The sequence below is a fragment of the Blautia acetica genome, from assembly GCF_038739805.1.
In the GTDB taxonomy this organism is placed as follows: domain Bacteria; phylum Bacillota; class Clostridia; order Lachnospirales; family Lachnospiraceae; genus Blautia.
This window is the reverse complement of record NZ_JBBEWO010000015.1, coordinates 1-21,791: the sequence shown is the minus strand read 5'-3', so window position 1 is coordinate 21,791 and position 21,791 is coordinate 1. Positions and strand designations below refer to the sequence as shown.

15 protein-coding genes and 3 riboswitches are annotated in these 21,791 nt (G+C 46.5%); all 15 genes read right to left on the bottom strand.

The features are described 5' to 3' along the window. Nucleotides 1-63: 63 nt before the first annotated feature. On the bottom strand, nt 64-1,407 hold the full coding sequence (locus WBS51_RS10645; protein ID WP_173748828.1) for an ECF transporter S component: 1,344 nt from the start codon (nt 1,405-1,407) through the stop codon (nt 64-66). Next, entirely contained in the window at nt 1,380-3,056 is a 1,677-nt protein-coding gene (locus tag WBS51_RS10640) for an ABC transporter ATP-binding protein (protein WP_173748829.1), read from the bottom strand. The genes WBS51_RS10645 and WBS51_RS10640 overlap by 28 nt, the downstream gene beginning before the upstream one ends. Then, nucleotides 3,029-3,922: an energy-coupling factor transporter transmembrane component T gene (locus WBS51_RS10635; protein ID WP_294462187.1), complete on the bottom strand. Its 894-nt coding sequence runs from the start codon at nt 3,920-3,922 to the stop codon at nt 3,029-3,031. Before WBS51_RS10635 ends, WBS51_RS10640 begins: the two co-directional genes overlap by 28 nt. Before the next feature lies 1 nt (nt 3,923). After that, nucleotides 3,924-4,838 (bottom strand): DUF4430 domain-containing protein, encoded by a 915-nt coding sequence (locus tag WBS51_RS10630; RefSeq protein ID WP_294462186.1) that lies wholly within the window; start codon nt 4,836-4,838, stop codon nt 3,924-3,926. Nucleotides 4,839-4,847: 9 nt separating this feature from the next. Further along, the gene (locus tag WBS51_RS10625) at nt 4,848-7,634 is read right to left on the bottom strand and encodes a prenyltransferase/squalene oxidase repeat-containing protein (RefSeq protein ID WP_294462181.1); all 2,787 of its coding nucleotides are present in this window, start codon (nt 7,632-7,634) and stop codon (nt 4,848-4,850) included. Nucleotides 7,635-7,768: 134 nt separating this feature from the next. Further along, a riboswitch (cobalamin riboswitch) is annotated at nt 7,769-7,961 on the bottom strand. A gap of 95 nt (nt 7,962-8,056) precedes the next feature. After that, a complete protein-coding gene (locus tag WBS51_RS10620; RefSeq protein WP_294462179.1) occupies nt 8,057-13,036 on the bottom strand; it encodes a DUF4430 domain-containing protein in 4,980 nt (1,659 codons plus the stop codon). A gap of 170 nt (nt 13,037-13,206) precedes the next feature. Beyond that, a riboswitch (cobalamin riboswitch) is annotated at nt 13,207-13,394 on the bottom strand. A gap of 43 nt (nt 13,395-13,437) precedes the next feature. Further along, nucleotides 13,438-14,355: a LysR family transcriptional regulator gene (locus WBS51_RS10615; protein WP_291681251.1), complete on the bottom strand. Its 918-nt coding sequence runs from the start codon at nt 14,353-14,355 to the stop codon at nt 13,438-13,440. Nucleotides 14,356-14,372: 17 nt separating this feature from the next. Then, nucleotides 14,373-15,329: an oligopeptide/dipeptide ABC transporter ATP-binding protein gene (locus WBS51_RS10610; protein ID WP_173748835.1), complete on the bottom strand. Its 957-nt coding sequence runs from the start codon at nt 15,327-15,329 to the stop codon at nt 14,373-14,375. Then, nucleotides 15,322-16,107 (bottom strand): ABC transporter ATP-binding protein, encoded by a 786-nt coding sequence (locus WBS51_RS10605; RefSeq protein ID WP_294462174.1) that lies wholly within the window; start codon nt 16,105-16,107, stop codon nt 15,322-15,324. The genes WBS51_RS10610 and WBS51_RS10605 overlap by 8 nt, the downstream gene beginning before the upstream one ends. Before the next feature lie 11 nt (nt 16,108-16,118). Continuing rightward, on the bottom strand, nt 16,119-17,714 hold the full coding sequence (locus WBS51_RS10600; RefSeq protein WP_294462171.1) for an ABC transporter substrate-binding protein: 1,596 nt from the start codon (nt 17,712-17,714) through the stop codon (nt 16,119-16,121). Beyond that, a complete protein-coding gene (gene nikC / locus WBS51_RS10595) occupies nt 17,714-18,553 on the bottom strand; it encodes a nickel transporter permease (protein WP_173748838.1) in 840 nt (279 codons plus the stop codon). The genes WBS51_RS10600 and nikC overlap by 1 nt, the downstream gene beginning before the upstream one ends. Continuing rightward, nucleotides 18,554-19,492, bottom strand: coding sequence for a nickel ABC transporter permease (gene nikB / locus WBS51_RS10590; protein ID WP_291681257.1), 939 nt, complete (start codon nt 19,490-19,492; stop codon nt 18,554-18,556). It abuts the gene before it with no gap. Between the two features lie 134 nt (nt 19,493-19,626). After that, nucleotides 19,627-19,805, bottom strand: a riboswitch (cobalamin riboswitch). An 85-nt stretch (nt 19,806-19,890) separates the two neighbouring features. Next, a complete protein-coding gene (locus WBS51_RS10585; RefSeq protein WP_294462167.1) occupies nt 19,891-20,523 on the bottom strand; it encodes a pyridoxamine 5'-phosphate oxidase family protein in 633 nt (210 codons plus the stop codon). 31 nt (nt 20,524-20,554) lie between these two features. After that, nucleotides 20,555-20,956 carry a pyridoxamine 5'-phosphate oxidase family protein gene (locus tag WBS51_RS10580; protein ID WP_173748841.1) on the bottom strand — a complete coding sequence of 134 codons (402 nt, stop codon included), beginning with the start codon at nt 20,954-20,956 and terminating at the stop codon, nt 20,555-20,557. Between the two features lie 199 nt (nt 20,957-21,155). Continuing rightward, a complete protein-coding gene (locus WBS51_RS10575; RefSeq protein WP_173748842.1) occupies nt 21,156-21,599 on the bottom strand; it encodes an Rrf2 family transcriptional regulator in 444 nt (147 codons plus the stop codon). Nucleotides 21,600-21,791 lie beyond the last annotated feature (192 nt).

The window sequence follows — 21,791 nt, the reverse complement described above, 5'->3', positions numbered from 1 at the left end:
TCCCATTCTCTATTTAAAACTTTAGCACAAAAATATGCTGCACTCAATGACTTTCACACCCCTTTACACTTCTAAAATTCCATACTTCTTTCGGATTCTGTCCAATTTCCGTTCCATGGGAATGGTCAGAAAGAACAGAAAAATCACGGTAGATGTTCCGTGTATCACATTAAACGGAAATCCGGTGGCATAAGAGGCTGCAAAAGCCTGCCAGGACAAATCCTGTCCCACCATAGTCACAGATGCCGTATCCATGAAAAATCCGTAAATAATCAGCGTAGACAGCCCGCCGTAAATGCAGAGCAGAATTTTATGTCTCCACTCCTTTTTCCGGCTGCCGCTTCTTTTTCCGGGACTGCGAAACAAAAGACCTGCCAGAAACCCTATGATTCCAAAGGAAAACATCTGCCAGGGCGTCCACGGTCCCTGCCCGAAAAAGAAGTTGGACACAAACCCCGCCATAGCCCCTGTGAGAAATCCGGCTTCTGCCCCAAGTCCCACACCGGCCAGAATCACAATGGCCGCCACAGGTTTAAACTGGGGCAGCATAAAAAACGCCATGCGCCCTGCCACGGCAATAGCTGCCATCACCGCAATGAGCAGGATTTCCCTGGCCTGGGGCTTTCGCTCTTCAAATACCATGAAAAAAGGTATCATAGCCAGTCCGATGATACACAGGGAAATAAAAATTTCACTTCTGTCATTGAGGAAAAAAATCCCGAAAAAGATGACAAAAGGAATGGCTACAAGAATCAGCACCATGGCAGTCAGCGTTCTTTTCCCCACTCCCCGGTCTTTCTTCACACTGCGCTCTATGTACTTCTGGACTTCATATTCCGCCTGGGTATCCAGAAGCTTTCCTGCCCAAATGAGCATAAGCACAGACAGAATCAGCTGCGCATACTGCCAGGCCGTCAGTTGAATATAACTGTGTATCGTCAGATTGATGAAATTGCTCTCTCTTCCCATTCTTTCGTTGATAAAAAGATTGGCCGCTCCTATGCAGCAAAAAGCCGCCACGGCCATAAGACTGCTCCAGACAAAGGCAAATCTTACATACCCCAGGCTCTTTTTCTTCATTGTATAAGAAAGAACCCCGCACAGAACCATGAAAAGAATCAAAAGCCCTGCCGCGCCCTTCAGTCCCATGCTGATTTTATGCAGCATTTCCAGTTCTCCTGCCTCAAACAATTCCATGCGCATCCTGCCGCCCATTTCAATACTGGTTTGTATGTTTTTTACACACTGCTCCATCTCCCAGAAGGTATACGTCACCGGAAGCTGGGAATATTTCAGCACAGGTATGGAAATCCACGGAAAAAAGGAGGCGCACAGACTTACAAAAAGACTGACGTATAAGGGCAGCATAGCCCTGGTATCTACTCCGGTTGCCTGCTTCTTTGACATGCTTCTATCACATCCTTTACTGTTACTGCATCCGGGAAAATCTGCCTGGCCATGCGGTTTGCCGCTGTGGTATAAAAGCTGTTTCCCGTAAAAAATTCCTTAGCGGCGCAGGCCGTCACAATCCCTCCGTCAAAAAACATGGCGCAGGTATCCCCATAGGCAGCACAAAATTCAATGTCATGGGAAACCATGACTATGGTAATCCCCTGTTCTTTCAGTTTCTGGAAAATCTCCGCCAGTCTGCTTTTATAAAATCCATCCAGCCCCTTTGTAGGCTCGTCCAAAAGCAGAATTTCCGGCTCCAGAAGCAGTACCTTGGCAAGCGCCGCCCTCTGCTGCTCCCCGCCGCTTAAATCATAGGGGTGCATGTGCAGTAAATGCCCAATTTGCGTATCCCCAACGACTTTTTCTATCTTTTCCCTGTCTTCCTTTCGCCTGATGGGGGAACGTTCCGAAAACATTTCCCACAAATCCTCTTCCACTGTGTTTCCCACAAACAGCGTCTGGGGATTCTGGGGCAGAACTCCCAGAAAACGATGAAACAATTCTTTATCCCGGATTTTGCGGATTTCTTTTCCTTTTAAAAGGATTTTCCCACGGTAGGGCCGGTGAATTCCGCTAAGAAGAGACAGCGTGGTGCTCTTTCCCGTACCGTTTCCGCCCAGAATACAGAAAAGTTCGCCTTTGGGAACCTGCAGAGATAAATCCTTTACAATGTCCCGCCCATCCTTTTCATAGCGAAACCAGACTTCTTTTGCCTCAACCACATAGTCCCTTTCCTGTTTTCTGTGCCGGAAACATTCCCTGTGCTGCATATTTTTGCAGCTTCCATAGTGCTGCTCCAGCCAGTTTCTGCCCTCGCATACCGTCAGGGGACAGACGCCTTCCTGACCGGTTCCATTGTAAATCTGCACCGGACTTGGCATGGCCAGAAACAAATCATTGTCTGCCAAATCCTTTCCCACCATCCGGGGCGTATCAAAATAAATCTGCTTTCCCTCTTCCAGTACCAGCACCTGATCTGCCATGGGAAAGACCTCTTCCAGTCTGTGCTCAATGAGAATCACGGTAACGCCCAAATCCAGATTAATCTTCCGTATCGTAGAAAGAAATTCTCCTGCGGCAATGGGGTCAAGCTGGGAAGTGGGTTCGTCCAGCACCAGTACCTTTGGCTGCATAGCCATAACAGAAGCCAGATTCAAAAGCTGCTTCTGCCCGCCGGACAGTTCTTCCACATTCTTGTCGAACCAGTTCTGAATCCCAAAAAAGCTGGCCATTTCCGCCACCCGAAGGCGTATGGTCTGCTGGTCATATCCTAAGTTTTCCACACCAAAGGCCAGTTCATGCCAGACCTTATCCGTGACAATCTGGTTGTCCGGACTCTGAAGTACATAGCCAATCTGTGCAGACTGCCTGCGCACAGACACCTCCTCCAGCTTTTCTCCCTCAAAAAGGATTTCGCCCTCCCGCTTTCCATAAGGACTCAGAACGGTTTTAAAATGCCGCAGAAGGGTGGTTTTTCCACAGCCGGATTTTCCGCAGATAACCACAAATTCTCCCGGTTCAATGGAAAAATTCAAGTTTTGTATCGCCGGACGTTCTGTGTCCGGATAAGTAAAATTCAAATTTTTGATTTCATATAATGCCATTTTATATCCTCTGTCACATCTATGATTATAGGGAGAAAACACAAAATCCCATAGCACACATACACCAGCATGGCCCACAGGGTATTTGTATTCATCCGCAACATGGGGTAATACAAAAAATGCACCCTCTTTGTCAAAATTCCTGCAAAAATATTTCCGCCCAGCAAAAGCAGAATCCCCAAAAACAGCTTATCTCTGGTATCAAAACGGTAAATAGAAAAATTATTCCGACCTCTGAGCCCGTATCCTCTGGACTTCATGGAATCTGCAGTTTCCACCGAATTTTCCAGCGCCCAGGTCGTCATGACAGAAAGGATTTTCATGCCGTGCTTTGCCCTTGCAAGCACATTGCCGTTTGTCACATCACGGCCAATGCATTTCTGGGAATCGGAAATTTTCTCAATCTGATTTTTAAACCTTGGCACAAAACGAAGCACCATGGATAAAATCAGGGACACAGCAGGAATGGCCTTCCCAAACAGATAAATGAATTTGTCGGAAGTCATAACCACCTGATAGCAGGAAAACCAGTTCAGCACACTGACCAGCATAACACCAGCCGCCAGACCGTAGAGAATCGACTCCAGTGTCAGAGGATTTCCGTTTTTCAGGTATAAAATCAGAGTAATCCCCTGGTGGTTAAACAGGGGATTTACAGCTGCCGAAATCAGAAAGACCGGCAGCATCAGCCATAATGCTGTTTTTAATGCTTTCCAGTGTTTTAAATAGATGTAGTACGCCATTCCACCCAGGCAGGAAAGTCCCAGAAAGACCGGGTGCATCAGAAACATAGAGCACCCGATAACCAGTACAAAATAAAGAAAGTTATTGACCGGATGGAAGGCAGAAAAAGTATCCTGTCTCATATCACTCTTCCCAATACTGTCCTAAATCGCGTCCCAAATCACAGGTATAATTCCAGTGAATCACATCCCCTTCTTTTACCTGATAACGGCTGCAGCCATAGTTGGGATACCAGCCATTGACCTCATACATCCAGCCGGAATATCTCCCGCAGTCAAATTCATACAGGTTGTTGATACCTTCCACATAAGCGCTGTTGTACTTTGGGGTGAAGCTGGCTTCCATATGAATACGGTTGTTCTGGGTTTCTCTCAGCAATACATCATACACAGATTCTCCCTGATAGAAAGTCACTTCCCGCTCACTGAAAATAACACCATCCTCCGGCACCAGTACATCCTTTCCCTCTGTCAAATCTGACATATTGTCCAGTATGGTGTCACAGGAAATGCTCAGATAACAGGTTCCCGGCTTACTCTTGTCGATTTCCACGCTCCCCGGTTCTACGGGGTTCGGCTTTCCTTCCGGAATGGGGTCTGTCAGATACTGGTCTTGCTCTGTAGACGTACCGTCACTGTAGGTTACCGTTCCATTGCTCCCCGTACTCCCTTCGCCAGAACTGTCCTCCCCCTTCTCTGTATGGCTGTCTGCATTTCCTGCTGCACTTTGTTCCGAGGATTTGTTCTCCTGGTATTTCGTATAATCTGCCTCTCTGTCTTCCGCAGACTCGACATCCAGGTACTCGTCTTCCCCAGCTTCCAACGCTTCCTCTTTTTCTGCGCTGTCCGTCTTTTTCTCTTCTGCTTTTTTCCCGGTATCTTTTTTCTTGGTTCCTTCTGTCTCCGTCCAGGCATCGCTGTCCGCGGTTTTCTCCTGCCCCGGCACAGCCAGTTTCTCCGTACCGCAGCCAACTGTTGTAAAAGCAAGTGCTGCAGCCAGCGCCAGAATTCCCATTGTTTTTCTGATTGTTTTTCTCATGTATTCCACCTACTGTCTTTTCCTTTTGATATACCAGATAATGCCGCCTGCAATTCCGGCCAGCGCCACCACAGTACCTGTTAAAACTGCCGGTAATGCACTTTTTTCCTCTGCCGCTTCTGCGCTGGTTTTTTTACTGTTTTCAGCATCTGCTCCTGTACTTTTTTTTGCTGTAACCGTTTTCTCTGTATTGGGTGCCGCAGAAGCAGCCTCCTTTTCCTCCAGTTCGTTTAAAGATTTTGTCTTTGCTTTCTTTGCAAGGAAATACTCGCCGCCTGTCTTCACAAGAAATTTCGTCTGTTTATCTTTTACCGTAACCTTCTGGATATACTCTGCTTTTCGCTCTTTTTCCTTGTATTTCATCAAAAGGTATTTGCCGTCCTCCTGACCGGTGGTAAGCTCCACCTGCATTTCTCCCGGAAGTTCGCCCTTCTCATCAAAGGAGAAAATATAGGGGTTTTCAGACAATTTCTGAATATCTTCTGCATAATCACTGCCTTCCCGGATACCGACTTTCATATCTTTCACTGTCTTGATATCCTTGCCGTTGACCGTCAGGGTATACGGTTTATCCTTGCCCGTTTCTCCCTTGATTTTCAGGTTTTTATCCTTTCCCTTCACGGCTTCAAAAGCCGCCTTTTCCACTACACCGTTCTTCACCTCAGCTTCTGTGGTGTTGGATTCGGTTTTCTTTTTCGCTGCAGATTTCTTCGCACTGCCTGCAGACGTACTCTTTTTCGCGGTATTTGCAGATTTCTTCGTACCTTTCAGAACGCTTTCATCTGTCGTAACGTCACTGGTGCCGGAAAGGGCTTCTGTCTCATCTTCAAATCCCATATTCCCCTTTTTCAGGGTGTAAATTCCGCCTGCGGATACATCACAGGTCAGCACACCGTCCACAGCGCCGGTCCACTGCATCTCATTCCCGTTGATGTTATACAACATAAACACACCGTCTTTAAACGTACAGGGCATGGAAATTTCCACTTCACCGGGAAGCGCGCCTTCGTGTTTCAGCGCAAACTGCAGGGCGTCTTCTTTCTGCTGAATTTCCACCTCTGCATTCATATCCGCCGGTTCTGCTATCTTCTTTCCTTTTACGCGAATGGTGTAGCCTTCTCCTTCATAAATATAATCCATTCTGGAAGCCTGGGCTTTCTCAAAAATTTCCTTTCCAATAATGCCTCTCTCCAGCTTGTCCACAATGCTTTCTGCAATTCTCAAGTCATCGATTCTTGTGACAAAAGACTTATTATTTTCGGGAAGCGTATGATAAATAGAAAGCAGTTCTTCCACGGTATCTTTTTCTTTTAAAGTAATCTTCAAAGGATTTAACTCATTCCAGATGCGATGATCCAACGCTTCTACTTCTGCTTCCTGTCTGTCTATTTCTTCTCCCTTTGCCTGCAAAATGTTGCGGAAACTTTCTTTTTCTTCAAAGTCTTTCAAAAGTTCCAGTTCGACTTTGAGATTATAAACCCTTTGTTTTTCTGCAAGTGTAATCTGTTCCGGCAGCGCATTCAGTTTACTGCGGAAGGCCTCTATATTTTCTTCCGATTCCGTTCCCTCATCGGGGGTCTCTGTATCTGTCATGTCGTACAGACTGGTCTGCCCGTTTACCGCCCTGGACCAGGCCAGAAGGGCTAAAGTTCCCTGGTCGGTTGCCATGGCATCACTGCCGCCGCCTTTTATATGCTCAAAAGAACCGTCTTCTTTTTGGAATCTCAGGATTTCATCCAGCAGGGTTTTTCCGTTTTTCATAAATTTATCCTGTTCCAAAAGAGATACATCAATGGCTGACAGAGCAATCACGACCTGTGCCGTACTCTCCAGATTTTTTACCGGTTCTTCCCCTTCAGAAATGTAAGAACTGCCGTATCCGCCGTCTGCGTCCTGCATGGAAGCCAGCTTATCCAATCCCCGGTTTAAAGCCGCACCAACGTCTGCCCGTTCTTTATACGGCGCCAGCGCCTGCATAGCCATAGCAGTAATATCCGGGTCTGCCACTTTCCCCTGCAAAGCCCAGCCGCCGCCGGAAAGTTCCTGTGAAAGGATTTTCTGAATCAGATTTTCCCGGGTAGTCTGGGTTCCTTCTCCTTCTCGCTCAGGAATTTCGTAATCTTTCGTATCCAGCGCAATCAGGGCAAAAATAGTTCCGTTAATGCCCTGTTGATTCACCTTCTCAAATTTTGCTAATGGCTTCAGCAGATTATAGCCATTTATCCGGGAAGGGTCTGTTCCAATAGAGGACAGCGCCATGATGACTCTGGAATATTCCGTATATTTTGCGTTGTGAAGCACTCCGTTTGTGTCATCTAGTTTCATATATAAATTTGCCAGATAATTTGCTTTTGCCGTGTCGCTCAAGTATCCGGCTCTGGCCATGGCCATCACAGACCATTCGCCTCCAATAGTATCCACCACCGGAGAAGTCACCGCAGACTGCAGATACTTTTCCGCCTTATCAAGAGCTTCCTGGACGGTAGGATTTTGGGCCTCGGCAATGTCTGCAGTCCCCCGCAAAATCTGACTTTCCTCTTCTCCGGTTCCCGGCAGCACCTCATCCGCAGTTCCCGGAAGGATTTCCTCCTGATAACCTTCAGACTCCTGTGTGATTTCTGTGCCCATGCCGTTTAATATTTCTTCCGTACCCGGTTCTGATACCGTTTCTTCTGTGGAAACCTGTGCCTCCACAGCTGTCTCCTGTCCTGTATCTGCCAGAACTGCCCCCGGAGACTGCACTGCCAGCAGAATGGACATGGCTGACACTACAAGCTTTAATTTTTTTCTGTTCATGCTCTCATCCTTCCTCTATCTTTCCTGATACACATAAAAAAGAGCCCCCTCACCATTTTCCGGTAAAGGAACTCTGTTCTTTTGAATTATGAAATTTTAAAATGCATACAACAACAAAATCTCCTCCGCCCGGAAATATTTTTAAAATAATGGCAGATATTCTGACTTAGTCTCACCCTCGGAAACGCCTTCTCAAACTTCTTGTAAGTTCAATGGCAACTGTTTCTTCGTCAACATCACAGCAGAGGCAACTGTATCGGACTTCCACCGATTTCCCTTTTAACTCTGCATTTTCTGCGTGCAGAGACCATCATGTGTATGCAGTTATGAATCTATTACCATACTACACAAACAGGCAGAAAATGTCAAGGAATTTGTAAAAAACAGCAAAGTCCCGAAGAACTTTGCCGTTTTTGCTGTCCTTATTTCATCTGCTGTCTATTTTTCTTATAAACAGCTGTTCCAAAAGCTGCCGCGGATACTGCCAGCATGAGCAGCAGAACGCTGATTGGTGCTTCATCACCTGTCTTGGCACCTGTGCCTTTTAATGTACCGCTTCCACTGTTTCCGCTTCCATTGTTTCCACTTCCATTGCTGCCGTTATTTCCATGGTTTCCGGAACCATTGTTTCCGTTGGAGGCCGGTGTGTCAATGACTACGCCAAAGCTGTCTAAGCTCTTTACCTCTACCGAAACAGCTTCATCGGTTACCTTTCCGGTCAGTTTTTCCACTTTGGAATCGCTGCAGTGAAGTACAGTCAATTCTTTGCCATTATAATCCTTTCCTACCGGAATGGATAATACACACGCAGACGGAAGTTCGATTTCTTTTCCATTCTTTGTGAGTTTGATGTTGTACAGACGGAATACGGATTTGTCAGAAGCAATTTCTTTTCTCATCTTTTCTACGTCTGCATTGTCTTTTCCGATTGGAGTAACTGCCAGTTCCATATCAGAGGTCAGACCCTCTCCTTCCAGTTTCACGCCGTATTTTTCATTTACCAGCATTTTTACACTTTCCGGTTTGCCTGGGTTTGGGTTTGGATTCTGGTTGTTATCTTCCAGTTTCTTCAACTCTTCCTCTGCTTTTTCCAACTTGGCAAGAGTTTCTTTGCTTACCAGCTTCTTCTGAGCATCTGTCAAAGCGTCATAGGCTTTTCTGGCTGCTTCAATGGCTGCTTTGCTTTCCAGAGTAATCTTATCCCCGATAGCATCAATCTTACCTGCAGCTGCATCTGCTGCCGCCTGGTCTTTCTTCTGATTTTCTGCCTGCTCTTTCAGTTCTGCCAGTTTCTTCTCTGCAGTGGTGAGCTTTGCAAGATTGTCTTCTCCTACCAAATTCTTCTGAGCATCTGTCAAAGCATTATAAGCTGTTCTTGTTTCTGTAATAGCTTTTTCGCTTTCCAGGGTTACTTCTCCGATGGCGTTAATCTTTTCGATTACTGCATTGGCTTTTTCCTGGTCTGCAGCTGCCTGCTGTTTCAACACTTTCAGTTTTGCTTCTGCAGCTTTCAGTGTTTTAAGTTCCGTTTCGCTTATAAACTTTTTCTGCGCTTCTGTCAGCTTGTCATATGCAGCTCTGGCTTCTGTAATAGCCGCTTCGCTTTCCAGAGTGACCTCCCCGATGGCGTTAATCTTTTCGATTACTGCATTGGCTACCTTCTGGTCTTCCTCGGCCTGCTGTTTCAATTCTGCCAGTTTCTTCTCCGCATCTGTCAATTTTGCAAGATTTTCTGTTCCTACCAATTCTTTCTGTGCATCCGTCAGCTTATCATAAGCAGTTCTTGCCTCTGTAATAACTGCTTCGCTTTCCAGAGTGACCTCTCCGATGGCGTTAATCTTTGCAATTACACTTTCGGCTGCCAGTTTATCCTGACTCATCTGCTCTTTTGCCTCTTCCATAGCCTTTTTCAGATTTTCCGTTGCTGTTTCAATTTCAGCTTTTGGAGTAATCACTGCGGAAACCAGTTCCACTGCTTTATCATAGGCCGCTTTCACTGCCGGTGCAGCCATAAGCATGTCTCTGTCTTCATTGACTTCTGCCATAACTCTTGTGATTTCATCTTTATTGCAGATATCCAATACCGGATCCGTGTTTCCATACTCATATCCGGTCAGGTCTGTGCCGTATCCCCACAATGTGAACTGATATCTGAGTACATCTCCGTCTTTTGGTACATAGCTTGCCATTCCATAACCCACTTCCACGCCATTTACATGGTACATCCAGCCGGACATAAAGCTGTAGTCAAATTCACCAAGGGCATCTCCCTCCTGGGATTTTCCGTTTTCCAATGCTTCTTCGGTTGTCGGGCCTCCAAGTTTTTCGGAAATATAATCCGGTACTTTTACATGGTCTGAACCAAGATCTGCTCCCTTAATGGCTTCCAGATATGCTGCCGAACCGTCTTCTCCCACCCAGTTTTCTGCTCCAATGACTTTTTTCAGAATATCAACCGCATTATCACCTTTTTCAAACGGCACGATTACCGGCTCGTGGATGTAGCCCTGTCCGATAGTAAATCTCTCTACGGATACCACTACATGACCGTTTCCGGCTTCTTCCTCCAGTTTTTTCAGGTCTTCCTCGGCCTTTTCCAAAAGTTTAAGAACGTCTTCACTTATTAATTTCTTCTGGGAATCTGTCAGCTTGTCATAAGCAGCTCTGGCTTCTTCAATGTCGTTCTTACTTTCCAGTGTCACTTCTCCAATGGCCTTAATCTTTTCGATTACTGCATCAGCTGCTTTCTGGTCTGCCGCCTGCTCTTTTAACTCTGCCAGTTTCTCCTCTGCCTCTGTCAGTTTTCCATAGTTGGTTACTAACTTCTTCTGCGCTTCTGTCAGCTTGTCATAGGCAGTTCTGGCTGCTTTGATTGCCGCTTCGCTTTCCAGCGTTACTTCTCCGATGGCATCAATTTGTTTGATAACGGATTTTACTGCTGCGGTATCCTTATCCATCGCATCTGTAAGGTCATACAAACGGTTTTCATTTTCTGCAAAGCGCCTGTACGCTTCCATTGCGTAAGTCACCTGCTGGGTAGCCATGCCATTGCCTTTCTGTCCCTGCTGCCACATAAAGCCGCTCTCTGCCTTGTAGCTGTCCAGATTTTTTACGATATTCTTATTTCCCGTTTTTGTGAATCCGTTGCTTTTGTCCAGAGGATCAATGCCTGCTGCGGTAAGGGCCGTAAGAACCTGTGCGGTTGTACAACTGTTTTCTTTTCCGCTATCCAGAAGAAATCCTGCATTCTCTGTCATATTTTCTTTCATGTGTTCCAGAGCTTTGTCAAACGCTGTTTTCACTTCCGGATAAGAATCATTGTTCCTGTAAGGAGCCAGCGCCTGCAGCGCCATACCTGTCATATCAATACTGCTGAATTTGTTATTTGTCAGTCCGAAACCGCCTTCTTGGGTCTGGAAAGTAAGAATGTGCTGAATCAGCTTCTCTCTTGTCCATACTGCATCCTTTGGAATATCTGCATTCTGACAATCCAGTGCAATCAAAGCCCATATAGGGGCATTGGAGGTATCTTTGCCGATTTTCATCTTCAGTTCATCATTATAGAGCGCCTTCATCAGATTGACACCGTCAATATCTGTCAAATCTTTTCCCATAGCTGCCAAGGTAATGCTGACTCTTGCCACATCTGTGGCCCGAAGCTTTGTCAGCCCTGTTTTTAATTTTTCCGACACACTGGCATAATAAGCGTCCAGATTTTCCTGGCTGATGGTTCCGCCTGCACGAAGGGTTGTGAAAATATTCCATTCGTCTCCGTATGCATTTACAGGCTCTTTCTGCAGATAATCCATGCCATGCTGTATATCCTCTTTCACCAAAGCCGTATAGTCTGTATCGTCGGGAACTATACCGCCCTTGCTGACCAACACAGTAAACTGTACAGGCTTGCAGTCTGCCGTAGCGTCCCAGGGTGTTCCTATTACCTGTACTTCTCCGGCTTTTTTTGCCTTAATGGTGTGTACGGTTTTTCTGGGTGCATTTACATTTCCAACGACTGTCTGCACTTCATCTGTAACTTCTACAATTCCTTCCTTGCTGTAAGACCAGTTAAATCTCTGCTCCGTAGCATTGGAAGGTGTTGGTGTAATTTGAACGCTTTTGGAACTGCCTTCTTCCAGTTCATAGGTATCCTTTTCTGATTCTGCCTTTTGCAGGGGGTATTTATATTTGAATTCCACACTAATGTCCTGAGAAATATCCTTATCTTCCTGGCTGTAAATATGGAATTTTGCCACGCCTGCCTTCTTTGGCACAATGCCGTTTCCGAAATATTCCATAAACTCTGCAATTTCCGGTGTCTTTGCCTCCCAGACAAGCTTCTGATTTGTGGCATTATACGGCGTAAAGCTGCAGTTATAATCATCCGGGTCATTTCCTTTGGTGATACCTACATAGTAACCGCCCAGAGGATTCCAGGAATCTATATACCAGACACTTGGAACAGTAACCTGAAAGTCTTCCAACGCTACGTTTTTGGAGATGACCTTAAACTCTTTGGAAAGGCGTTGTTTATCTTCCCCCATGCCAAGCTTGAAAACAGCCTCTCCTTCGCTTTCCATGGTGAATTTGCTGCCCTCAGCATGATTCTGGATAATGCCGGGGCCGCTGATATTCTCATGATACATAGCGGCGACGGGAACCTTCTTAAATTCGTCTGAGCCTTTGACTCTGGCCTTTAAATAGGCAACTCCGCTGTCTGTTCCGTGCATTTCGTAAGGTTTGTCCAAAGATACTTCCTGGTCTCCTACGAAAACCTTCAGCTCTTCCACATTACTGGAAACATTGTTGATTTTAAATCTCTGGAAGACTTCTCCCATGTTGTCTGCGTTGCAGACATAACCTTCCACAACCCGGAGGTCTGCCGGCTGATACCGTCCGCTGGCATTTACCCAATAGTGTTTGGTATATTCTATATCCGATGTATACACTTTTGCGGATACATTCCAGTCTGGCCGTTTGTCTGTGCCTGCCAGAACAAAAGTACCTTCGTCCATGGCATTTAAAGTAAAGGTGTTGTTTTCATCCATTTCCTGTATTCTTCCGTCATCATACTGGAAGTATACATAGGGCTTTTCTTCTGCGGCCTGGTCTTCCGTGGTTTCTGCCTCTCCCGGCACCATTTCAGGAACCGAAATCTGCTCTGTTTCACCCGCTTCCGGCTGCACCGCTTCTTCCGGCTCCTGAATTTCTGACTCTTGATTTTCCGGCTCCTGGTAATGTTCCGTACTTTCCACGTTTTCTGCCTGCTGCTCATAAGCAGTGCTTTCTTCTGCTGCGGGCAATGTGTCTGCCTGCACCGGCACAGTAATACCCGATACCATGAGAACCATGGCCAGAACAATACTGAGCATTCGGCTGCCCGCACGTCGTTTCTTGTGTTTCATATGTTTTCTCCTTTTCTTTTTATTCTGCATAATTGTCCTATGTTTGTTTTGAGGAAATTTTGCATGCAAAAAAGGCTCTCTCATCTTTACCAGACAAAAGAGCCTCTATTATCACTTTACCATATTAAATTTTCATATTGTAAAACCGCAAAACATCCTCAGCCCGGAAACACGAAACGTTTATAACGGCAAGTCTTCTGACTCAACTTCTTCCGCAGAAATACCTTCTCGGGTTTTCCCCAATGGTACTATTTCCTTGTCCATTTCACAGTAGAGGTGACTGTATCCGATTTACACGGATTTCCTTTTTAACTCCGGACATGTAACACATCCGGTGACCGTTATTATTATGCAGTTATACCTTTCTTTCTACTCTATACTACACAATGTTAGTCAAAGTGTCAATGCATTTCTGCGAATTTGTCTTCCAGAAATTCCAAAAACTGTTTTGTGCAGATTCCAGGCTCTGTATCCGCCCGTCTGACGTAGCCGCAGGAAATATCTGCCCCACAGTCCTCCAGTTCCAGCTTATGGAGCCTGCTTTTCTTGTCACAGCACAAATCAAATCCGGTGCTGATATTTCCCAGCTCTGTTTTTAAAAGCAGCTGCTTCATAGCATGGGCGCTGTTCACCAGAACACCGTTTACCGCTTTTGCCCCATCCGGTATCTCGCCTTTTAAATGACGGGAATTGAGATTGTAAAAAGAAGGGATTTCCTCTGCCATATTCTGCACCAGGGAAATCTTCTGCAGGTCTGCTTTTTTTATGGTTTTCTGTTCATAATACGGACTTTTCGGCCCCACATAAAGAGCCAGCTTTGTTTCCCTCAGCAGGTGAAATTCCAGCCTCATCTTTTTCAAAAGTCGCTCTGAGGCCTTTTTCTGATGCGAGGAAATGAATACAAGACCTACCTGTGCCTGGCGGTGGGCCGTGCGGTGAATGACCTTATCCAAAGCTCCTTCCCAGTACCCTGCCTGCATTCCTTCCGCTTTTGCATAAAAGGAAGCAAAGATTCCGGCGAAACAACTGCTTGGCATGGCAGCTACTAAAAGAGGCTCCTTCTTTTCCAGGTTTTTCACATCCTGAATCGTCTGCAGGCTTTTGAGAATCTCTCTTACCTGTTCGTAAACCAGTTCCCCTTCTTTTGTCATCACCACGCCTTTTTTGCTCCGTTTCAGCAGAGGAACCCCCAGACTGGACTCCAGTTTCTGAATGGTCATGCTTACATGGGGCTGGGTCGTGTACAAAAGTTCTGCGGCTTTGCTCAAAGACCCTGCCTCTGCGCTTACCACAAAATACTGCAGTTGTTTCATCTCCATATCTTTTTCTTCCTCTCTTACAACCGGTGGCATGCAGCCAGATGCCCCGGGGCAATTTCTTTCAATTTAGGTTTTTCTTCCCTGCACGTTTCCGTCCCGTATCTGCAGCGGCTCCAAAAAGGACAGCCCTTTGGCAAATCACAGGGACTGGGCACTTCTCCCTCCAGACCTTCTATCTCTTTTCGTCTGTCATCCCGGACGGAGAAAAGAGCCTGCAGCAAAGCCTGTGTGTAGGGATGTGCTCCATGACTTCCAACCTGCTCCCCCGGAAGCAACTCTACCACATGGCCCAGATACATCACCGCAATCTGATGGGCAAAGGACTGAATCAGAGCAATGTCATGGCAGATAAAGACCATACTGATATGCTTTTCCTTCTGAAGTCTTACCAGCAATTCAATCACTGTCTTCTGTACCGAAACGTCCAGCGCTGACGTGGCTTCATCACAAATGAGAATTTCCGGTTCCAGGGAAAGGGCTCTGGCAATGCCGATTCTCTGCCGCTGTCCGCCGCTCATACTATGGGGATACCGCCAGAGAAGGTCTTCCGGCAGTTCCACCATACGCAGAAGTTCTTTTGCCTTCGCCTCTTTTTCCCCTTTTTTCAGTCTCTTATAATTTTCCAACGGCTCGGTGAGAATGTCAATGACTTTTCGTTTGGGATGAAAGGACGCCAGCGGGTCCTGAAATACCATCTGCATCTTCTGCCGGTTCAGCCATTTCTCTTTTGCAGTCATTTCAGCCAGATTCTTTCCGTGAAAAAGGATTTCTCCTCTATCCGGCTGCTCCAGCTGCATCAGCATCCGCACCAGAGTCGATTTTCCGCAGCCGCTTTCCCCTACGATTCCCAGCGTCTTTCCTCTGTAAACTTCCAGACTGATGTCATTACAGGCTGTCAGCACTTTTTTCTTTGGCGCCGGAAACTGCCGCACCAGATGATTTGCCTGCAAAATACATTCTCTTTTCTCAAACAAAACGCGCTCCCTCCATTTCCGGTACTGCTGCCAAAAGCTTTCTGGTATAATCGCTTTTCGGATTGTGCAGCACTTCTTCTGTACTTCCCTGGTCTAGCACCTTTCCGTTCTGCATAATCAGCAGTTTATCTGCCATATAGGCCGCTACGCCCAGATTATGCGTCACCATGATAATTCCTGTCTGATAATCCCTTCGAAGTTCCATCATCTGGCGGACAATCCGCGCCTGAGTCGTCACATCCAGCGCGCTGGTGGGCTCGTCTGCCAGCAAAAGCCGGGGCTGAAAGGTCATAGCCATGGCAATTCCCACCCTCTGCCGCATACCGCCGCTTAGCTGATGAGGATAGCTTTTCATCACAGCTTCTCCGTCAGGCAGATGCATTTTTTTCAGCATATGAACAGCCCGGTTCCATGCTTCCTGTTTGGAAGCCCTACTGTGGGTACAGATATATTCCACATACTGACTGCCGATTTTCCGGATGGGATTTAAGGTTCCCCCGCAGTCCTGAAAAATCATGGAAATCTTCGTGCCTCTTAAGGTTCTCCATTCTTTTGGGGATTTTTCCGTCAGGGATTCGCCAAGGAACAGGATTTCACCCTCTGTAATTTTCCCGCCGCCTGCCAAAGCGCCCAAAATAGCCCGGATAACCGTGGTCTTTCCACTGCCGCTTTCTCCTGCAATACTGATGATTTCCCCTTTTTTCATAGAAAGGTTAAAATGCTCCAGCACAGGCGGCTGTCCTTCGTATTGAATCGTCAAATCTCTTATTTCCAGCATAATCTGCCTCTCTATTCTGCAAATGCAATGTCCTTTGTCAGCCAGTAATAGTCCATGGGATACAGGGTGGCTCCCTGCACCTCTTTGGAGGAAAACAGGTATGTGGTTTCATAGCCAAAAAAGACGGTTGCCGCATCATCCATAATCAGCTGCTGTATCTGAATAATCAAAGCTTTTCGTTTCTCTGGGTCAAATTCCTGCGCCAGCTGGTCTAAAAGCTTATCTGCCTCTTCGTTCTTATAGCCCGTCTGGTTCGACGCGGAAGTGCTGTACCAGTTTTCTCGGAGATACTTTTCCGGGTCTCCTGTATTTGCCACCAGAACATTCCAGATAAGCAAATCAAACTCCCCTGCATCCCGCATATCCAGCAGGGTTTCATAGCTTACGGTATTGAGTTTTACGTTGATGCCAATGTCCTTTAAGCTGGACTGGGCTGCCTGTGCATACACATTCAACTCTTCCCGGCTGGTATAAATAACGAAATTCAATTCCAGTTTTTCTCCGGATGGCTGCTCTACAAAGCCGTCCCCATCCTTGTCTATATATCCTGCCTCTTTTAGCAGAGCCTTTGCGCCTTCCGGGTCATAGGCATTTTCGTCCTGAAGCTGGTCAAAGCCAAAGTCCAACGTTGGAGGAACCGGCGCTTTTCCCGGTGTTGCGCCCCCTTCCAGCAGTGTGCTGCAGTAGGTTTCCCGGTCCAATGCCCGAATGATAGCCTGTCTTAACGCTTTGTCCTTTAAAACGCCGTTCTGATTCATAAAGGCGTAGGTGGAGCGCAGGGATTCCAGCTCCTGCACCTGAATACTGTCATCGTTTTCAAAATCTGCCAGGTTTTCCGTTTTCAAATTGTAGGCAATCTGGATTTCCCCTGTCTGCAAAGCCATGGAACGGGTGGTCTGGTCGTCGATACATTTTAATACCACCTTTTCAAGGGGTACCTCCCCACCCCAGTAATATTCATTTTTCACTACCACGCAGGAATCCGTGGGGCTAAAGGATTCCACCGCATAAGGTCCTGTGCAGATAGGACCGGACATGGCAAAGGACTCCGTATCCGCATTGGCATCCACAATGAGAAACAGCGGATCCGCAAGGCTGCCCGGAAGGACTGCCACCGGTTCTTTGGTGGTGATTTTCAGATTCTGTCCCTCTGTTTCTATGGAGGCAGGCGCGAAAAAGGTTTCCGCACGGTCGCTTAGAGAAAAGGTTCTCTCCAGAGAGGCTTTTACCAGCTCCGGTGTCATTTCTTCTCCATTTGAAAACTTCACGCCCTCACGGATTTTAAAAGTCCAGGTCAGCTTGTCCTGGCTATTTTCCCAGCTTTCTGCCAGACAGGGTACAATCTCTCCCTTTTCATCAAATTTTACCAGTGTTTCACCGATTCCATACCGGGATACCACCCAGCTGAAATACTGCTCTGTCGGTTCCAGTGTATCTGCAAAGCTGGTTACACCAATCGTCAGTTCCTGCTTTTCCTGTGCAGAAGAGGAGGAGGCACTGCCTTCTGATTTTTCTCCGTTTCCACTCCCGCATCCGGTCAGCAGAGACGCCGCCATACTTCCTGCCAACAGAGTGCTGCATATTCTTCTTACCCATTTCTTTTTCATTACGCTCTCCTTTTCTTTTCCTGTCTGGGGTCTAAAATATCACGGATACTGTCTCCCAGCATATTAAACACAACAACCACAATGACGATGGCAATTCCCGGATACAACATCAGCCAGGGAGCCTTGGTCAGATAAGTTCTGCCCTCGTTGAGCATAAGCCCCCACTCGGGAACCGGAGCCTGGGCGCCGAATCCCAGAAAGGACAGGGACGCCAGTTCCAACATCATGGTTCCGATATCTGTTGCCGCAGTCACCACCATGGTGGTAATCATATTGGGCAAAATGTAGTTCAGAATGATTTTATGATTTCGGGTTCCTGTTACTACGGCTGCCTCAATGTAAAGATTTTTCTTTATTTTCAGCACCATACTTCGAGCCAGTCTGGCATACTTTGTCCAGCTCACCGCCGAAATGGCAAGGACGGCATTGACCATACTGGGTCCTAAAAGACCTGCAATGGCAATAGCCAGCACCAGTCCGGGAAAGGAAATCATCATATCTGCAATCCTCATAATCACGGCATCCACAAACCCGCCGAAATATCCGGCCAGAATTCCCAGCGCAGTTCCCACCACAAAAATCACGGCAACCAGACAAAGGGTCATGACCAGAGAAGAACGGGTGCCGTAGATAACTCTGGAAAGCACATCTCTTCCCAGCTTATCCGTACCGCAGAGATATTCTCCTCCCGGCGCCTGCAAAGAATGGCTCATCACCGCCTCGTAGGGATCTTTGGGAGCAATCCACGGTGCAAATACGGCAATGGCGGCAATCCCCAGAGCCAGTGTGAGAAAAAGTGTAAACTGCCTGTTTGTCTTCAAAAATTTCCAAATTTTCACTTACCGCTCCTCCTTCAGTCTTGGGTCCAGCCGTTCATAGGAAAGGTCTACCAAAAGATTAATGCCCATGTAGAGCAGGGCAATCCACAAAACATAGCCCTGCACCAAAGGATAATCCCTGCAGGAAATGGCTTTTACCGCCATGCTTCCAAGCCCCGGCCAGTTATAAATAATTTCCACCACTGCCGTTCCGCCCAGCAGACTGCCCAGGGAAAGCCCCAAAAGCGTTACCAGAGGAAGCGTAGCATTGGGAAGCACATGTTTCCACAAAATCTTTTTCTCTGAAAGTCCCCTCATACGGGCCCCTGTAACGTAATCCTGCTGCAGCTCTTCCAGCACGGCAATCCGCACCTGTCTGGTGTATTTGGCAGACATGGCAATAGCCAGGGTAACAGCCGGCAACACCAGGGATTTAAAATCGGTACTTCCCCCGGACACGGTCACCCACCGAAGCTGCACCCCGAAAATACTGAGCAGAATCAGACCAATCCAGAAATTGGGAACCGAAACGCCGAAAAAAGTCAGGCCCCGCACCAGATAGTCCGGCCAGCGGTTGTGATAAACTGCTGACAATATTCCCAGTGGTATGGAAAACAATATCATAATAAGCAAAGATGCCAGTGCCAGCTTGAGGGTAGGAAAAAAGCAGGATACCAGTTTTTCCACCACCGGAACCTTCATGGAATAGGATTTTCCCATATCACCGGTCAGCACCCCTTTTAACCAGTTTCCGTACTGCACCAGAAAAGGCTTGTCCAGCCCCAGTTCTGCCCTGGTCTGCTCCAAAAGCTCCGGTGTGGGAATATTTCCACATTCGGTAAGCATAATTTCTGCCGGGTCACCAGGGGACAAATAGGTCAGGCCAAAGGTAAAAAAGCTGATTCCAAAAAGCACAATTACGATTTGCAAAAGCCGCCTGCCCAGGTTTTCTTTTTTCAAAATCTTCCACCTCCTGTTTTTATAACGGCAAAAAGACAATCTGATATATGCATATACAGACTGTCTCTACTCATAAAATTCGATATTGTTATTTGTACCTAACCGTATTTTAAGAGTTCTCATCAGCCGTGAGAAACTTCCCAAAGATATAAGCAGTTCTCCTGACTTCAACTCACCGCTTCTACAGCACCTTCCCAAAGTTTTCCTTCAGTGGCATACGCTGCAAAAACTCCTTGTTACAGTGGCGGGACCGTACCGGACTTGCACCGGTTTCTCTATGAATGCTTGCGCAACTTATATCCTGTTATGATTTCTGCCCCTAATTATACTGGAAGATTTTGAAAATTCAACACTTTATGTATCACAATTTGTTATGGATACACTTTTTAAGTCTTCTTTCACTCTGTGTCACCTCGTCCTCTCCTTTCTACAGCTTTAACCGGACATCTGCGGTAACAGTTTCCGCAGTGCAGACAATTTTGCTGCCTGATAACCCCGGCAGCGACGTCAATACACTGCTGGGGACAAGTCTGACTGCACACACCGCAGTGAATACATTTCCGGGTAATCACATATCCCTCCTGCTTCCGGCTGGCTTCTCCGAAAGAAAAGTCAAAGCGCTCTATGGGCTTTTTTGACAAATCAAACCATTCCCCCCGGCCCCTGTAAATCTGAAAAACGGTCAAAGCTTCTCTCGACTGTCGTGTGGGATAAATTTCATACATATAAGAATTTTTCTGAAACAAGTCTTCCACTCTGCCGCTGCCCAGTTCTTTTGCCTCTCCCTGTACGGAAACCGCTATACTGGAAAGGGTATCTTTTCCCCGGAGGGCGGTAAACGCAATATGTCTGTTGGCTTTCAGGCGACTGAAGAACTGCTTTCCTCTGGCCGTCAGAAAATACAGACTGCTTTCATCTCCATCCATCATATCAATGGCGCAAGTGACGGGATAGCCTTTTTCATCCACTGTGGAAAACACCACAGTATGCAGTTCCTTCACAATATACTTCAAACATTCCTGTGCAGTCATAAAAATCCCCCGTTTCTCTTATAAAATATCCTTAAAATGTATAGGTTCTCGGCGGGTTACCGGAGAAATCTGCAAGAACCGCTTTTGCTTCTGCCAAATAAAACACTTCAAAAATCGGATTGTCTGCGGTTTCGTACTGTCCCTTTACAATAGGATTCTCCATGCAGGCTTCTTTTACCTCCCGATTATCCTCAAAAACAGCTTTTCCGTTCAATCGAATCCAGGTATAATCCGGGCTGGATACGGTCACTTCCACATAGGGATTCTCTTTCATATCCTTAAAAACATCCTTGGTGTGATTGGTACAAAACCATAATTTCCCCTCTTTTTCAAAGCAGAACATAAAGGGACGGCATTTTGCCTTTCCGTCACGTCCAATGGTTGCAAGATACTGTACCGGGTTTTCCTGTAAAAATTTTACGACTTCATTCATGATGTTATGCTCCTTTTTCATTTGTTCGTTGTAATAACCTTGTTTACAACAACAGTATAACCCCTCTTAATTGTAATGTCAATAGTTACAACCATATTTTTTTCATTTTGCCATAAAAAATTCCCTTCCAAGCAAATTGTTTTCCTTTTTCAACATTTGCTTAAAAGGGAGCATGTCCTCTGACAGGCACTGTCTTTCTCTATTCTGTTTCTTTTGCCATACAGGTTCTGGCATCTTTTACCACATCTGCCAGCGTCATTTTTTCAAGTTCTCTCTCTAACGCATTCTGTACCTGGATAAGTCTGCCATCCAGCACCTGATGAATATTTCTTCCCACCGGACACAGGGGATTGGGACTTTCATGAAAATGAAAAAGACCCTCTTTTTCCACACATTCTACCGCACGATAAATATCCAGAAAGCTGATTTCTTCCAGCTTTCCCACAATCGACGCGCCTCCGCTTCCCCTCTGCACCTCCACAATTCCGGCGGCTTTCAGCTGGGACAGAATTTTTCGGATAATCACCGGATTCACATGCACACTGGATGCCAGAAATTCACTGGTGAGTTTGTATTTCCCCTGAAACGTATCTATACAAAGCAATATGTGTACGGCAATGGTAAAACGGCTTGAAATCTGCATACAGATTCCCCCCCTTTCTCTTTTTCTGATTCGTTGTACTAAATTATAAAACGGCCTTGCTGTCATGTCAATGAGTCATGACCACCCGCTTAGCGGGTGGCATGTTCTCCCCCTATAAGGGGATATTACCTGCTTGCGCCCGGAAGGCGCACTGAAGTCTGCTAACTGCACCACATTTACAGCTGCCCCCAA